Below are 17,244 nucleotides of genomic sequence, written 5' to 3' on the forward strand. Positions count from 1 at the left end.
AAAGGGGAGATGCAGGAATATTGAAATTTTTAGTCAATGAATCTTAACGAAATGAAGGAAGAAATAGGGTTGAACTACAGGATGGAGTGAGCTAATCATGAGTCAGGAGGACTCATTGATTAGTGTGCCCTATTTCACACCCGAATTGAGTTTTAGATAAATCTAAAAATTTCGTTGATGACTAAAGCCCCCTTTTTGCAGCTTGAAAATAAATTTTGGGGAAACTCCTATTTAATTTCTGATTTAAATTGCTCGAGCAGTTTCTTCTCATTATCACTGTCAGGTAAATAAAAGTATGATGGTATTTTTGCATCTTCTATATTCACTCTTTTTGAGGTACCTTTTTTTATAGCATCTAGATAAGCTGAAGCAATTTTATTGAGGGATTTAAGATCATAAATTTTGCTGCTGGATTCTGGAGGTAGTAAAGTAAATTTGCTATTGTCATCAACATCTACAATATCATTATAATATGGATGTGCATATTCTTTAAAGCGTTCCTCTTCACTGCTGACAATAATCTGGCTGCAGTATTTTAAAGCAAGTCTTTCTGCAGTTATACGACAGTGAAAATTGTTAAGCTGAATACCTTCTATAAAACTGTGTTTTTTGGATGCTAATTTGTCAATTTCCTGTGCAGCAAGAGAGTGAGCAGTAAATGAGAAAGGGGTGTTCATTTTTTCTTTTAACAGGACTCCGGCAAGTCCACCATCAGCGTAATGTGATGTAAAAAAATCTGGAAAACTTCCTTCTTCATCATAAAATTCCGAAATACAGTCTGCATATTCCTTAATATGCGGCCATAATTTTTCTTTGGGAAGAAATTTGCTGCCGCCAAAAGTGAGCCTTATTATTCTTAAATTACTGCAGTCTGAATATGAGTCATAGAGCTGAGAAAAATCTGGCCAGTTAGGGTCATTTATTTTTCTTGTAATAATATCGACATTTATTCCCATTTCTGCCAGAGCTCGGGCAATTTCTTTAACATAAACCAGCTGACCATTAAAATCAGGATGCTCTCCCCAGCAGCAGTCGCTGCTGTCAAAATTACCATGAGGATTTAAAAAAGCTACATGTTTGATAATATCTTCCATTTATAAACTCCCCCCTTTCAAATTGAGTAAATATCAGGTTATAATATAATCTTTTTTAATTACAAATCAGAACCGTTCTATTTGCTATTACTTCTACATAAAAGTTAAATAACCTGTTTTTTAGCTATAATTAATAAGTGATTTCCTTATAATAAGGTTTTCCTACAAAAAGGGTATTTGCGTCTCTAACTCATTAAGATTGATTAACGAAAAATGCCTAATGTTCCGCAAATACCATTTTTGTGGACACATGATAATAATTTTCAGTACTAAAAATTTAGAAATTTGAGAAATATTTTAATTTGCAGCTGTAATTTAAAGGAGACGGATAATTAATAGAGAATAATTAATTTAATAGCAGAAGTATTATTTTTAAAAGTTCAGCTTATGGTTTTTGCAAATCAGATAAAATTATTATTTTTCTTGTATTATAGGAGTTGATATTTTGACATATAATGTTTTTGAAGTTGATGAGGATAAAATGTTTTATTCTGGTGATGATCTGGGATTTACTTTTGATAAAGAAAATATAAATTATAGGATCTGGTCTCCACCTGCAGAGAAAGCATATATTGATATTTACTCTGATGACAGAGCTGAAGATAAAGTAGCTGAATATAAGCTGGAGCAGTCGATTAATGGTACCTGGCAGGTAAAACTTACTGCAGATATAAAAGGTAATTATTATAAAATAAGGTTAAAAAAAGAGTCAATAGAAACAAGTTTTGTCGATCCATGGGTAAAAGCTGTTGGAACCAACAGTCGGTGTGGACTGATTGTAGATCCTTCTGAAGTATTTCCACCTACCTGGTCGTATGACAAAAAAGTTGAGCTAAATAGTCCTGTTGATGCGGTTATATATGAGCTGCATGTCAAAGATTTTTCTATTTCTAAAGAAAGTGGTATCAGGCATAAGGGAAAATACACTGCTTTTACAGAGAGGCACACAACAAACAGAGAAGGTCTGCTCAGCGGACTGGCTCATCTTAAAGAGCTGGGAATTACTCATGTTCATTTATTACCTGTATTTGATTTTGCCACAGCAGATGACATGGATATTAACAGTTATAATTGGGGATATGATCCGCTCTTTTATATGGTTCCAGAAGGATCCTATGCTTCCAATCCAGCTAATGAAAGCAGAATATATGAATTTAAAAAAATGGTTAAAGTGCTGCATTCACATGATATTGGTGTAATTATGGATGTTGTTTATAACCACACATATCAAACAGAAAGTTCTCCCTTCGAGATACTGTTTCCAGATTATTTTTATCGTTTTGATAGACTTGGAAAATTTGCTAATGCATCTGGAGTTGGAAATGAAATTGCCAGTGAAAGACCTATGATGAGAAAATATATAATAGATTCTCTTTTATACTGGAGCAGAGAATATCATATTGATGGCTTTAGATTTGATTTGATGAGTGCAGTTGATAAAAAAACTATTCTTCAGGCAGCCGAAAGATTAAAAAAAGAAAATGATTCAATTATAATTTATGGTGAACCCTGGACTGCACTGCCACCTCAGCTTGAAAAACATCAGATTTTTAAAAAAGGAAGTCAGAAAGGAACAGATATTGCAGTATTTAATGATAATTTTCGCAATACAATAAAAGGAGATAATGATGGCCAGAAAAAAGGATTTATTCAGGGGAAAACAGATTTAGAGAAAGAAATATATGAGGGTGTAATTGGTTCTGTCGGATTTCCAGAAAGAAGTCTGTATGGATTTACACAAAAAGCATCAGAAACTATCAATTATGCTGACTCACATGATAATTTAACTCTTTGGGACAAATTAGCATTTTCCTGTCCGGGTGCAGATGAAAAAACAAGAAGAAAAATGCACAGGCTGGCTATGGCTGTGTTATTTACTTCTCAAGGAGTTCCCTTTATTCAGGCGGGAACAGAATTTTTGAGGACAAAATTTGGTGATAAAAACAGTTATAATTCTGGTATATTTGTAAATCAGTTAAAGTGGGAGCGAAAAACAACCTATAATGAGCATTTTAATTATATCAAAGGACTGATAAATCTGCGCAGCCACCATCCAGCCTTTAGAATGATAAACAAAGAGGAGATAAGGAAGAAAATTAAGCTTATACAATCTCCGGTTAATACTGTTGGATTTTATATTGATAACCATGCCAATGGAGATGGTTGGGAAAAAGTAGCTGTTTTTTATAATCCTAATCATAAGTGGACTCAGTTTAATTTACCACAGAAAAGGACATGGGCTATTGTAGTTGATGATAAGGAAGCAGGTACAGAACCGATAAGGATTTTCTACTCAGATGAAGTACAGGTTCCACCCCTAAGTGCAATGGTTATATATTCAGCCGCATTGCTGACAGGATGCTGAATTAAACTATAGAATTTTTTTCTAATATAACTGGATAGTTGGTGTCCCCTTTTAGTTCTTTATCGGCTGTAATAGTTACTCCTTTATCTAAAATTACATTTTCCAATTTTGCACCAGGGCCAATTTCTGATTTCTGCATTATTATTGAATTTTTTATAAAAGAATCTGGATGAATTTTAACTCCTCTAAATAGAATGCTGTTTCTGACCTCACCTTCAATAATGCAGCCATTTGCGGCCAAAATATTTCTGGCTATTGAACTTTCCTTATATTCACTTGGCGCTTCATCTTTAGGTTTAGTAAAAATAGAGCCATTTTTTAGAAATAATTCCTGCCAGACATCAGGTTTTAAAAGTTCTAAATTACTTTTATAATAACCATTTATTGAATTAATAACTGATGCATAAGAGTGAAAAGGATATCCATATACCTTTAAATTTTTAATATTACCTATAATGGCATTTTTGACGAAATCCCATTCTCCTTTTGATATACAGTTATCAATTATTTCGAGCAGAAGATCTTTTTTTATTATATATCTCTGCAGTGAAATTTTTTTGTAAAAATTTTTATCCGGGTTTACTTTCATATCTATAATCCTGTCATTATCATCTGTATTTATCACAGTGTAGGAAGTATCCCGGCGAAAAACATCCATTTCTTTATAAATAATTGTTATATCATTTTCATTTTCTATATGGTATTGAAAAGCATCACGATAGTCTATATTACAGACAATATTGGGGCTTGTTATTATAACATATTCCTGTGTACTCCGCTTTATATAGTCTATATTGCTGGAAAAATTCTGCAGATCTCCTTTGTAAGCTCTATTGTTTTGATAAATATGTGCGGGGGGAAGAATAAAGAGACCATTTCTTTTCCTGTCTAAATCCCATGCTTTTCCAAAACCTATGTGATCCATTAGTGACCGATATTTACTTTCCAGCAGAATTCCCACATTTGTTATGCCAGAGTTAACCATATTAGAAAGAGGAAAATCTATCAGTCTGTAGCGGGATCCGTATGGAACTGAAGCAAGAGACCTGTGATTTGTTAGTTTTTCCAGAAAAGTTTCATTGAGTGCATTATTAATTATACCCATTACATTGCTCATATAAGGTCCACTTTTGCTGTAAACTGGTGTCATCATCATTTTCCCACCACCGTTCCGGATTTTATACTGGAATTTTTCTTTACAGTTTCCTCATCTCCAACTACAGTTATCTTTAATTCTTCTGTTTGATTATCAGCACCTATTTTGGAATTTGCTTCTACTGTAACATTTCTGCCAATAATGGAGTTTTTGATATGACTGCCTTTCCCAATCCGGCTGTTAGGAAGAATTACAGAGTTTTCTATAATTACATCTCTTTCAACCAGAACTCCGAAAAACAGAACTGAATTTTTTATTTTTCCTAAAACCTGTGTGCCTTTATTTATTAATGAGTGGTCTACCTCTGCAGTTTCTGCTATATATTGTGGAGGTTTGTTTGGGTTAACCGAATATATAATCCAGTTTCTGTCGTGCAGATTAAGTTCAGGTGAGTCACCAAGAAGATCCATATGAGCTCTCCAGTAACTTTTAATTGTACCAACATCCTTCCAATAATCTGTAAATTTATATGCATAAATCTGTAGATCATTATTAATCATAGCAGGAATAATGTCTTTTCCAAAATCTCCATCAGAATCGTCATTTTCTGCATCTTTTAAAAGATATTTTTTTAGTGTTTCCCATTTAAAAATATAGATTCCCATTGAAGCCAGATTGTTTTTGGGATTTTCTGGTTTTTCCTGGAATTCAAATATTCGCTGTGAATTATCTGTATTCATTATCCCAAATCGATTGGCATCTTCTAAAGGAACTTCCAGAACCCCTATAGTAGCTTCTGCATTTTTTTCTTTATGATAATCCAGCATCAGAGAATAATCCATTTTGTATATATGATCACCGGAAAGTATAAGAACATATTCGGGATCATTTATATCTATAAACTCAATATTTTGATAGATTGCATCAGCTGTTCCTCTATACCAGGAGCCACCAGTTTCTTTTACATATGGGGGAAGAACAGTAACTCCACCTCTGTTTAGATCAAGATCCCAGGACCTTCCATTACCTATATAAGAATTGAGCACTAAAGGTTTGTACTGTGTGAGTACTCCAACTGTATCAATACCAGAGTTTGAACAGTTACTTAAAGGGAAATCGATTAATCTGTATTCTCCGCCAAATGGAACAGCGGGTTTGGCTATATTTTTTGTCAGTACTCCTAACCTGCTTCCTTTTCCTCCTGCCAGAATCATTGCTAGAAGTTCCGGGTTTGCCATAGCTTTACCTCCTTTTATAGCTCTTAACTATTATTTAACTTTAACTATCGCTGCTTACTTCTATTTTGGCTTATATTTAAAATATAAGCCAGCAAGTGGAGGCAGATTAATGTCCAGAGAATAATCAAATCCGTGGGAATTCTTTTTTTTGGCTTTGACTCTGGCAGAAGTTTCATAATCTGAACCTCCAAAAGCTTTTTGATCACTATTTAATATAAGTTCATATTCACCTGGCCTGGGAACTCCAATACGATAATTATCTCTGGGAACAGGTGTAAAATTACATATCACAATTATCTGCTGTTTTTCATTTTCTGACTTGCGTATATAACTTATAACACTTTGTTTATAATCATCTGCTTCAATCCACTGGAATCCATCCTGTTCATGATCCAATTCCCATAGGGATTTTTCTTTTTTATATAGATTGTTTAACTCCTGTACAAAACTTTTAATTTCTCTGTGTTTATCATAATCCAGTAGAAACCAATCCAGTTCATTTTTGAAGTTCCATTCAACAAATTGACCAAACTCGCCCCCCATAAATAAAAGATTTTTTCCGGGGTGGGAGTACATATAGGTGTATAACAGCCTTAAATTAGCAAATTTCTGCCAGTAGTCTCCAGGCATTTTATCAAGAAGGGATTTTTTCCCATGAACAACCTCATCATGAGAAAGAGGGAGAATATAATTTTCGCTATTTGTGTACATAATAGAAAAGGTCAAATTGTTGTGGCTCCATTTGCGGTATAGAGGAGGTTTTTCCATATAATCCAGTGTGTCATTCATCCAGCCCATATTCCATTTATAATTAAAACCAAGTCCACCATCGTGAACAGGAGCTGTTACCAGAGGCCAGGCACTTGACTCTTCAGCAATCATTAAAATACCGGGATAGCGGTTAAACATCTCTCTGTTTAATTCTTTAATAAATTCTATTGCATTTAAGTTTTCAAATCCACCATATTTGTTTGCTGCCCACTGGCCATCTTCCTTTTCATAGTTGAGATACAGCATATTACTTACAGCATCAACCCGCAGACCATCAATATGATAGGTGTTAAACCAGAAATCGGCGCTTGAAATTAGAAAACTCCAGACTTCATTTTGAGCAAAGTCAAAATTTAGTGTGTCCCACTGTATATTTTCAGCTCTTCTGGGATCACTGCTTTCAAATAGGTGTGTGCCATCAAAGAGGCGCAGACCGTGATCATCTTTACAAAAATGGCTGGGTACCCAGTCCATTATAACGGCCAGATTGTTTTTGTGGCATTTGTTTACAAAATACATAAAGTCTTCTGGCTTTCCATAACGGGATGTCAGTGCAAAGTAACCTGTAGTTTGATACCCCCATGAGCCAGGATAGGGATATTCTGTTAAAGGCATTAATTCAATATGAGTAAATCCCATATTTTTTACGTAAGAAATAAGTTCATCAGCTATTTCTCGGTAGTTCATAAGTTCACCATCTTTTTTCTTCCATGATCCCAGATGAACTTCATAAATAGAAATAGGCTGTTTTAACGGGTTTTTTTCTTTTCGCTGCTGAAGCCATTTATTATCATTCCAGCCGAAATTATCTAATTTATAAATTTGTGAAGCTGTACCGGGACTTTTTTCCTGTCTTAGAGCATAGGGATCTGCTTTAATTCTTTTTAGACCTCTGTAACCTCTAATCCAGTATTTATATAACATCCCAATTTTAGCTTCTTCTACAAAACCTGTCCATATTCCGGAATCTGTCAATTTATTGAGGGGATTTTTTCTTTTATCCCAGCTGTTAAAATCACCGATTACATTAACTTTTTCTGCAGATGGAGCCCAGACAGAAAAACGAACCCCATGTTTTCCATTTTCTTTAACAGGATGTGCACCTAAAAATCTATATGATTCATAATGTCTTCCCTGATGAAAAAGATAGCGATCATAATCACCTGGATATTTTTCTGAATTCATATATCTCCTCCTTTCAATAATTTCTATAACAATTCAAAAATTTTTAAACATTATATAATACTAATACCTTATTATACTATTTCTCTATTTTGAGAATTTTTCCTTTATTTTATCTAAATAAGCCGAGAAGAATACATACAAATATTTTTGTAAAATAGATAGATTTGATGTGTATTTTTATTTTTTATTATTTTGTTGACATTATTTATAAGGTTTAATAAACTAATAGTATAAGGAAACAGAAAAAAATAATTTTTGGATAGATTTATTTAAATAGATCAATAGTTTTGTTTTACCTTTACACTGGAGGTGTAAAAATGGGTAAAAAATTAAAGATTTTATTTGCAGCCTCTGAAGCCGATCCATTTGTTAAAACTGGTGGTTTAGCAGATGTTGCCGGTTCTCTTCCCCAGGCTATTAAAAAGCAGGGACATGACATGCGATTGGTAATACCAGAATACAGACAGATACCAGCTGAATATAAAGAAAAAATGGAACCAGTCTGTCATTTTCGCACTAAACTTGCCTGGAGAGATACATATGTGGGAATAAATAAATTAGAATATGATGGAATTACCGTTTATTTTGTTGATAATAAATATTATTTTGATCGTGATTCACTATACGAAAATGAAGACAATTTTGAACAATTTGCATTTTTTTCTCAGGCTGTTCTGGATATGCTGCCTGTAATTGATTTCAAGCCCGATATAATACATGCCAATGACTGGCAGACAGGCCCACTGCCGCTTCTTTTTGCAGATAGATACAGGCAGCAGGATTTTTACAGTGATATAAAGACGGTATTTACTATTCATAATTTGCGCTATCAGGGCGAGTTTGGTAGAGAACTTACTTCAGATCTTCTTTCTCTACCGCCACATCACTGGTATAGTGGTAATATCCGCCATAATGGTTTGTTAAATTATATGAAATCGGGTATAATGTATGCTGATCATATAACAACTGTAAGTAAAACTTATGCTGAAGAAATTAGAACAGAATATTTTGGTGAAGGACTGGATTATGCTTTAAGGCTGAGGGCAGATGATTTGAGTGGAATTATTAATGGAATAAGCTATGAAAAATTTAATCCTGAAGCAGATTCTGAAATATATGTTAATTACAGCAGTAGTGATATTTCTGGAAAAGATGAGAATAAAAACCGGCTTCAGCAAGAAATGGGGCTGGAAGTGAATGCAGATATACCAATTATTTCCATAATTTCTAGACTTGTAGATCAGAAGGGACTTGATCTTGTTAAAGGTGTATTTCAGGAGCTAATGGATTTAAATATTCAGATGATTATTCTTGGAACCGGAGATAAAAAATACGAAGACTTTTTTCATTCACAGTCTGAAAGATATGCCGGAAAACTTGCAGTGAATATATTTTATGATTCTGAACTTGCAAAAAAAATATATGCAGGTAGTGATATATTCTTGATGCCATCAAAATATGAGCCATGTGGTTTAAGTCAGCTGATAAGTTTTCGTTATGGTACTATTCCCATTGTTAGAGAAACCGGTGGTTTAAATGATACAGTTGATTCTTACAGTGAAGAAACCGGTGAAGGCACAGGTTTTAGCTTTAACAATTACAATGCTCATGATATGTTATATACTGTACAGAGGGCTGTGTCATTCTATCATAGAACGGATATCTGGCACAAATTAATAAGGAGGGTTATGGATATGAATTACAGTTGGGAACATTCTGCTGAAGAGTATGATGACCTCTATGCTGAGCTGTCCAGTGGGAATGACAGTGAGGAGGAAGAATCCGGTTCTGTGAAAGCTTCTGAGAAAAGTGAAGAAGGTGCTGGAGAATCAGGCATGAAAGAACCTGTTGAAGAAGACTGGTCTGATGAAGAAGAAGCTGCACCTGTTAGAGCTTCCAGGAAAAGTCATGAGAAAAGGGCTGAAACCAGAGAGAATAATAAGAAAAAAGAGATTGAATTTAACAGTGGTGCAGAGGAAGAGTCCGGAATGCGTGAATCTTTTGAACACAAAAAAGAATTGGAAGATGATGAAGCAGCTTTTGTTAAAGCACATGAAGAAAAAGAAGAAGATTTTGATGAAAAAGATGAAGCGGCATTTGTTAAATCAGCAAAAAAAAGTAAGCATAGTAAAAAAGGGAAGAAAAAAGATAAAAAAAAAATAAATATAAATAAAGCCAAAAAAGAAGAACTAAGACTTCTGCCAGGGATAGGGCCAACATTTGCAGATAGAATAATTGCACATAGAAAAAAAGAAGTATTTACAACAAAGGAAGAAATAATGAATGTTAAAGGTATTGGTCAGAAAACTTATACCCGGATTTCGGATCTGTTAGATTTGTAGCTGTTAATCTATCTAAACTGCCCCTTAGGGCAGTTTTCTTTAATGACCAGGAAATTATACCAGATGGTTTATTATGGATAAAATTTATGGATTTATAATTTCCGACATCAACAAAATTTAACCTTACTGTAATAAAGAAGTCCAAAGGATATTTTGTTCTAAAAGTCCTAAGTTAAAATATCAAGTTGTTTGTTGAGATATTAAGGAGGAGATTATTAATGAAAATAGCTTTAGTATCACTAATTTCTCCAGTTCATAATGAAGAAAAAATAAATTCTTCTTTAGAAGAAATTAGTGAAAAAATTAAAAATTCTTTTGTGGTTGAAGAGGTAAGTTCTGACAGTATTGATGAAAATACTTTTGAAAATTATGATTTTGTTTTAGTATTTGTCAAATCAGGTGGAACTGAAAATATATTTTTGGATTTTTATCAATTTCTTCCCAGACCTATATATCTGCTGAGTACAGAACTTCATAACTCACTTCCTGCTGCAATGGAGATTCTCAGTTTTATAAAAAAGCAGGGAGAAAATGGGAAAATACTGCATGGTGAACCGGAAAATATAATAGATGAGATTAAAAAACTTGCAGAATATAAAAAAATAAGAGACCAAATAGCGGCATCAAAAATGGGTGTTATTGGTTGTCCATCTGATTGGCTAATAGCAAGTGAAATTAATTATGAGCATGCTTCTCATCATTGGGGAACAGATTTTATTGATATTGATTTACATGAAGTAGAACTGCTTTATAATGATGTGGATGATTTGGAAGCTAAAAAAACGGCAAATAAATTCATAAATAAATCTGAAAAAATGGTAGAAAACAGCAGAAATGATGTTTTTTCTGCAGCTAAACTATATCTTGTTTTAAAAAAAATAGTTGATAAATATCAGCTTGATGCACTGACTTTAAGATGCTTTGATCTGGTCGAAAAACTAAATACTACCGGATGTCTGGCCCTTTCAGAGCTAAATAATGAGGATATTACAGCTGGATGTGAAGGTGATATACCGGCACTGTTTACCATGTATTTTTCCAAAATAATAACCGGGAATATACCTTTTATGGCCAATCCAGTAAAAGTTGATAAAAATAATGATGAGGTCATTTTTGCTCACTGTACAGCAGCAACAGATATGACTGAAAAATATATTTTAAGATCCCATTTTGAGACTGGAATGGGAGTCGGTATTCAGGGTATAATAAAAGAAGGCCCTGCAACGGTTCTTAAAATAGGTGGAGAAGGACTTGAACAGTATTTTATAGCAGAAGGAAAAATTACTGAAAATCTCAACAGCCCAGATGCCTGCAGAACACAGATTAAATTACATCTTCCCGGCAGTGCTGATTATCTACTTGCTGATCCGATTGGAAACCACCATATAATTATTCTAGGTCATCATGCAGATAAGATAGAGGAATTTTTAGGACTTGAATAAACTAACATTATAATTTAGAAAGTGAGAGGAACAGTATGTCAAAATTGTTGGAAGTTAAAGATATTCACCTAACTATAGATGAAGCAGAAATTTTAAAAGGAATGGAGTTTTCTATTGAACAGGGTGAGGTTTTTGCTCTGATTGGACCAAATGGATGTGGGAAATCTACACTGGCTTACACCTTAATGGGGATTAATAATTATCAACCTCAAAAAGGAGAGATAGTTTTTAAAGGTAAAAATTTAAATAAAATGAAAATTAATGAAAGAGCAAAACTGGGGCTGACTCTTGCCTGGCAGGAGCCGGCCAGATATCATGGGGTAACTGTGCGAGAATTTTTATCCCTTGGTCTAAAAAGCAGAGGTGAAGATGTATCTGAAAAAAAGATTAGAGATGCTTTAAATCAGGTAGCAATTAGGCCCGGTCAGTATCTGGATCGATTTATTGATAAAACCCTAAGTGGTGGTGAAAGAAAAAGGATAGAACTTGCCTCTCTAATTTTAATGGAGCCGGATCTTGTTATACTGGATGAACCTGATTCTGGAGTGGATGTGGTAGCTTTAAACAATATTGGTGAAGTTATCAATCATTTTCGCGAAAATGGAACTGGAATACTGCTTATCACACATTCTGAAGAAATGCTTCACTATGCAGATAGAGCTGCTTTAGTTTGTGAAGGAGAAATTATCCGTCAGGGGAAACCTGATGCAATAAGTGATTACTTTAAGTCATACTGTCTGCCCTGCCACAAAGAAGTAGAGTGTGATACGGAGGTGGCCAGCTAATGAATGATTATCAGATGATGGTAGATGCCTATAAAGATGCAGGGGGAGAGGATGTTTTTTCTGACAGTGATGTGGCTCATATAGTTTTGGAACGGGATAAAATTCTTGGTCAGCATACTGTTGAAGGTCTTAATGTTCAGGCTGAAAAGACCGCTGAAGATACTGTTAAAGTATTTGTAACAGTTGAAAGTGGTTATAAAATAAAAAATCCAGTCCACATGTGTTTTGGTGTTCTGCCAGAAGAAGGAAGACAGAAAATTGATATGAATGTACATGTAAAAGAAAATGCACATGTTGAGGTTAGAGCAGACTGCATTTTTCCCAATGCTGTTAAAGTAGAGCATATTATGGATGCTGTTATTAATATAGATCCACATGGATCTTACATCTATAAAGAACATCATTTTCATGGGGATAATGGTGGTGTGGAAGTAATTGCCAGATCAGATATAAATGTTAAGTCCGATGGGAAGCTGACAACAAAATTTGATCTTTTGAAAGGAAGGGTTGGGAAAATAGATTTTGATTATGAAGCTGAACTTGCAGATAATGCAGCTGTTGAGATGTTGGCCAGAATAAGTGGTCAGAAAGATGATTTTATCAAAATTCGGGAAGCTGGTCATTTAAACGGAAAAAATTCCAGGGGTGTACTTGATTCTAAAATTGCATTAAAAGATAGTGGTGAGGCAGAAATATATAATGAACTAACAGCAGGAGCAGCTGGAGCAATGGGACATGTTGACTGTACAGAGATTATTAAGGATAAAGCTGTAGCAAGAGCAGTTCCAATTGTAGAAGTTAGTCATCCGGAAGCTAAGGTTACTCATGAAGCAGCTATTGGAAGTGTGGACAGTACACAGCTGCAGACACTGATGGCCAGAGGACTTGACGAAAGGGAAGCATCAGAGATCATTATTCAGGGGCTGCTAAATGATTAATAGTTTTTATGGGGGTGATTAAAGTTGGAAAACATTTTATCTGCAAAAAAAATGATAATTTTTCTGCTGTTTATAATATTGATAACATCATCGTTTTTTTGCAGTGTGCAGGCAGTACAGAAGGTAACCGTTCAGTCACCTCCAATTCCAGCAGCAGTACCATTTTTGTGGATGGAAAAAGAGGATAAACTTAATGGAGTAATTGATTTAGAGTTAAATATTTCTTCAGATCACAGCAGAGGAGTTGCACTACTGGCAAAAAATGAAATAGATTTTCTTGTAACTGGTGCCAATGTTGGTGCAAAAATTTACAATCAGGGTATTGATTTAAAAATGCTAAATATTAACACATGGGGTATAGATTATCTATTAACCCGTGGATTTAAAGCAGAAAGCTGGGAAGACTTGAAAGGGAAATCAGTTGGTGTACTGCTCAAAGGAGGGCCACTTGATTTTTTGGTCCGCTATCTGCTGCAGGAAAATGGAATCAGCCTAGATGAGGTAAATCTTGTCTACAGACCACTTCCTGGTGCAGCAAAATACTTTTTGGCAGGAAATCTGGATGCAGTAGTCCTTCCTGAACCACTGGTAACAGTAACATCTGCAAAATCAGATAATATACATATTTCTCTAGATATACAAAAAGAATGGGAGAAGATACATGGTGATAGGAGAATACCTTTTGTAGGATTATTTGTAAGCGGTAAATTTGAAAGTAAAAATAAAGCAGTAACTGAAATAATTAATGAAGTTTACAGACAGGGAATTGAATGGGTTAATGAAAATCCTGGAGAAGCTGCTGAACTTGCTTCAAAATATTTTAGTATGCCGGCAGAAGTTATAGAGAAATCTTTCAGCAGAATAAATCTTAACATTTATGCTAAATCTGAAAGCAGAAAACTTACTGATCGTTATTTCCAAAAAATCCTTCAGATGTACCCTGATATGATTGGCGGAAGGATGCCAAATGAAGAATTTTATTACTAAACCTTTCTGGATTGTTCTGCTGTTGTTTTTACTGTGCTGGAATCAGCTGGCAGCACATTTTAACACCTTAATTTTACCTTCACCTGCTGAAACTCTGGCTGAACTAAATTCTATTATTCAAAATGGAGTTCTTGCAAAAAGCTTATTTATAACATTTAAAAGAACTTTTATTGGTTATCTGGCAGCAGTTATAACAGGTTTTGTACTTGCAGTGATATTAAAGAAATTTAATTTTTTGAGTAGGGCTTTAAGGCCTTTTATAACAATTATCCAGGCGGCTCCACCGGTTGTATGGATTGCACTGGCCGTAGTGTGGTTTGGAGTTGCAGAAGACCTGACACCAATATTTTTAATATTTATAGTTTCTATGCCTGTTATTTTTGTTAACATATTTCAGGGAATAGATAGTATAGATTATGGTCTTATTGAAATGGCAGAAGCTTATTCCACGCCAAAATATAAAATTTTTAGAGATATCTATCTCCCGGGGATTTTGCCTTCAACAGTTTCTGCATTGAGTATTGCATTTTCTTTTGCCTGGAAGTCATCTGTTTTTGCAGAGTTTATTGGTTCTTCCAGTGGAATTGGTTATCGGATAAGTATGGCAAACAGCAATCTTAAGACAGCTGAATTATTTGCCTGGACAGTCGTACTGGTAGTGTTTATGCTTTTTGTGGAGTATTACCTGCTGGAAAGACTAAAGCAAAAAGTCAGCAGGTGGAGATATGAAAAATAAAATATTAAAACTAAAAAATGTAAGTAAAAGTTATGATAATTATTCGGTGCTGAAAAAATTGAATATGGAATTATATGCAGGGGAAATAACATGTCTGCTCGGCCCTTCGGGAAGTGGAAAAACAACTATTTTTAGAATCGCATCAGGCTTAGAAAAAGCAGACTCTGGAGAGATTATTAAAGATAATACAATGCGGTTAGGGTATGTATTTCAGGAACCAAGGCTGCTTCCTTGGAAGACAGTATCGGGAAATCTTGCTTTTATACAGCAAAATTTTTTGCAGGAGGAAAAAGCAGCTAAACTGCGGAAAATTCTGCTTGATATGGCAGGTTTAAAGAAGTTTAAAGATAATTATCCCCACGAACTTTCAGGCGGAATGAAACAGAGGCTTGAACTAATTAGAGCATTTTCTATTATACCTGATCTGGTATTTATGGATGAACCATTTAAATCTCTCGATACAAAAACTAAATACAATCTGCGTAAGCTTATAACTGTAATACATCAGGAAAGTTCTATAAGCATTTTTTTGATAACTCACGATCCTGAGGAAGCAGTTCTTCTGGCAGATAAAATATATATTCTTGCCGGTGGAGGAAAAGGGATTAAAGAAAAAATAACAATAGATAAAGACAGGCAGGAAAGAAAACTTTCTGACCCTTATATTTATGGTATTCAGGAAAAAATTCTTAATACTTTTACAGGTCTTGTTAAAGACCTTGATTTAAAAAGAGAAGTAATTAGATCATCTTTCAAAAAATAGGAGCTGATAAAATGTCAGAAAAAAAATATGAATTAGCCGTTGTTGGTGGTGGACCTGGTGGTTATGTTGCAGCAATTAAAGCCGGTCAGATGGGAAAAGATGTTCTCTTAATAGAAAAAGAAGCTATTGGAGGCACCTGCCTCAACTGGGGTTGTATACCAACAAAAGCATTTGTTAGGTCAGCTGAAGTTTTTGCTGATATTAAAGATGCTTCCAGCTTTGGAATAAATGTAGATGGTGCTGAAGTTGATTTTCCAAAAGTTGTAGCAAGAAAAGATAAAATTGTGAGCAGGCTGGTAAAAGGTGTGGAGCATCTTCTTGAGGCCAATAATGTTGATACTGCTGAAGGAGAAGCTTCATTTGTAGATAAAAACCATCTTTCTGTTAAAAACAGTGATGGAGAAAAGATTATAGAAGCTGAGAATATTATTATTGCAACCGGTTCTCAGGCATCCAATTTACCGATTCCTGGTGCAGATCTGGATGGAATACTTGACAGCAGAACTGCACTCAGTATGGAAGAGCTTCCTGATAGTTTAATTGTTGTTGGTGGTGGAATTATTGGAATGGAATTTGCGTTTATCTTTAATAATTTTGGAGTAGATGTAACTGTATTAGAATATTTAGATCAGCTTGTGACAGGTGTTGACACTGAAATAGCAGAAGAATTAAATAAATCTGCCAGGAGAAGAAGAATAACCGTCAAAACAGGTGCAGAAGTTGAGGAAATAAAAAAATCTGACGGTGAATATGAAGTTATTTTTTCTCAGAAAGATAAAAAGAAAATGGTCTCCGGTGAAAGAGTTCTTATGGCAGTTGGAAGAAAACCCTATCATAAAGGTTTAAATCTGGACAAAGTAGGTGTTGAGACTGAGGAGAGGCGTGGTGGAATTATTGTAGATGATTATCTTAGGACAAATATAGATAATATTTATGCTATTGGAGATGTGACAGACAAAATTCTGCTTGCACATGTTGCATCACATCAGGGAATAATAGCTGTAGAAAATATCTTTGCTGAAAAACATAAGATGAATTATGATGCTGTTCCAGGAGCAATATTTACTTCACCGGAAGTGGCAACAGTGGGATTAAGTGAAGAAGAAGCAGCAGAAAAAGGAATTGATTATAAAGTTGGAAGGTTTCCATTTGCAGCCAGTGGAAAGGTTATGGCAATGGGAGAAAGAGAGGGTAAAGTTAAGATAATTGCTGAAAAAAATACAGAGAAAGTAATTGGTGCAGCTATAATAGGTATAGAGGCAACTGATTTAATTGCTGAGCTGACACTTGCAGTTAATTCCGGACTAAAAATTGAAGCACTGGCAGAAACTATTCATGCTCATCCTACCACTGCAGAAGTAATTCATGAAGCTGCACTTGATATGCTGGGTGGAGCCATACATTACAAGGCAAGATAGCAGGCGTTTTTTAAAGTAAAATTTGTAATTTAAAATTAAAAAAGTAATTACTGAAGGAGCTTAACCCTGTTATGTGCCTATTTA

At 34.6% G+C, this 17,244-nt stretch carries 13 protein-coding genes; 9 read left to right on the forward strand and 4 right to left on the reverse strand.

All coding sequences use genetic code 11. From position 1 onward, the window contains the following. Positions 1-227 precede the first annotated feature (227 nt). Positions 228-1,094 carry a glycosyltransferase gene (locus DFR78_RS02960; RefSeq protein WP_114457359.1) on the reverse strand — a complete coding sequence of 289 codons (867 nt, stop codon included), beginning with the start codon at positions 1,092-1,094 and terminating at the stop codon, positions 228-230. A gap of 445 nt (positions 1,095-1,539) precedes the next feature. Between DFR78_RS02960 and pulA the strand changes: the two genes are divergently transcribed. Next, positions 1,540-3,459 carry a type I pullulanase gene (pulA, locus tag DFR78_RS02965; protein WP_233486954.1) on the forward strand — a complete coding sequence of 640 codons (1,920 nt, stop codon included), beginning with the start codon at positions 1,540-1,542 and terminating at the stop codon, positions 3,457-3,459. A 1-nt stretch (position 3,460) separates the two neighbouring features. Here the strand turns inward: pulA and glgD are convergent, their stop codons facing one another. The 3 genes from glgD to glgB are packed head-to-tail and all read right to left on the reverse strand — an operon-like array spanning position 3,461 to position 7,749. Beyond that, entirely contained in the window at positions 3,461-4,615 is a 1,155-nt protein-coding gene (glgD, locus tag DFR78_RS02970) for a glucose-1-phosphate adenylyltransferase subunit GlgD (protein ID WP_199505541.1), read from the reverse strand. Beyond that, positions 4,612-5,793, reverse strand: coding sequence for a glucose-1-phosphate adenylyltransferase (locus tag DFR78_RS02975; protein WP_114457360.1), 1,182 nt, complete (start codon positions 5,791-5,793; stop codon positions 4,612-4,614). Before DFR78_RS02975 ends, glgD begins: the two co-directional genes overlap by 4 nt. A gap of 60 nt (positions 5,794-5,853) precedes the next feature. Then, positions 5,854-7,749 carry a 1,4-alpha-glucan branching protein GlgB gene (glgB, locus tag DFR78_RS02980; RefSeq protein ID WP_114457361.1) on the reverse strand — a complete coding sequence of 632 codons (1,896 nt, stop codon included), beginning with the start codon at positions 7,747-7,749 and terminating at the stop codon, positions 5,854-5,856. A gap of 317 nt (positions 7,750-8,066) precedes the next feature. Here glgB and glgA point away from each other — a divergent pair, with 317 nt between their 5' ends. From glgA to lpdA, 8 genes are all read left to right on the forward strand, one after another. Further along, the gene (glgA, locus tag DFR78_RS02985; protein ID WP_114457362.1) at positions 8,067-10,091 is read left to right on the forward strand and encodes a glycogen synthase GlgA; all 2,025 of its coding nucleotides are present in this window, start codon (positions 8,067-8,069) and stop codon (positions 10,089-10,091) included. Positions 10,092-10,309: 218 nt separating this feature from the next. Next, the gene (locus DFR78_RS02990; protein ID WP_114457363.1) at positions 10,310-11,533 is read left to right on the forward strand and encodes a fucose isomerase; all 1,224 of its coding nucleotides are present in this window, start codon (positions 10,310-10,312) and stop codon (positions 11,531-11,533) included. Positions 11,534-11,568: 35 nt separating this feature from the next. Next, entirely contained in the window at positions 11,569-12,318 is a 750-nt protein-coding gene (locus DFR78_RS02995; RefSeq protein WP_114457364.1) for an ABC transporter ATP-binding protein, read from the forward strand. Continuing rightward, a complete protein-coding gene (locus DFR78_RS03000; RefSeq protein WP_114457365.1) occupies positions 12,318-13,256 on the forward strand; it encodes a SufD family Fe-S cluster assembly protein in 939 nt (312 codons plus the stop codon). The genes DFR78_RS02995 and DFR78_RS03000 overlap by 1 nt, the downstream gene beginning before the upstream one ends. A gap of 24 nt (positions 13,257-13,280) precedes the next feature. Beyond that, on the forward strand, positions 13,281-14,243 hold the full coding sequence (locus tag DFR78_RS03005) for an ABC transporter substrate-binding protein (protein ID WP_233486956.1): 963 nt from the start codon (positions 13,281-13,283) through the stop codon (positions 14,241-14,243). Next, positions 14,224-14,979: an ABC transporter permease gene (locus tag DFR78_RS03010; protein WP_114457366.1), complete on the forward strand. Its 756-nt coding sequence runs from the start codon at positions 14,224-14,226 to the stop codon at positions 14,977-14,979. Before DFR78_RS03005 ends, DFR78_RS03010 begins: the two co-directional genes overlap by 20 nt. After that, entirely contained in the window at positions 14,969-15,742 is a 774-nt protein-coding gene (locus DFR78_RS03015; RefSeq protein ID WP_114457367.1) for an ABC transporter ATP-binding protein, read from the forward strand. Before DFR78_RS03010 ends, DFR78_RS03015 begins: the two co-directional genes overlap by 11 nt. An 11-nt stretch (positions 15,743-15,753) precedes the next feature. Beyond that, positions 15,754-17,160 (forward strand): dihydrolipoyl dehydrogenase, encoded by a 1,407-nt coding sequence (lpdA, locus tag DFR78_RS03020; RefSeq protein ID WP_114457368.1) that lies wholly within the window; start codon positions 15,754-15,756, stop codon positions 17,158-17,160. Positions 17,161-17,244 lie beyond the last annotated feature (84 nt).

Origin of the sequence: Halanaerobium sp. MA284_MarDTE_T2 (assembly GCF_003337245.1) — a bacterium.
GTDB lineage: Bacteria > Bacillota > Halanaerobiia > Halanaerobiales > Halanaerobiaceae > QPJE01.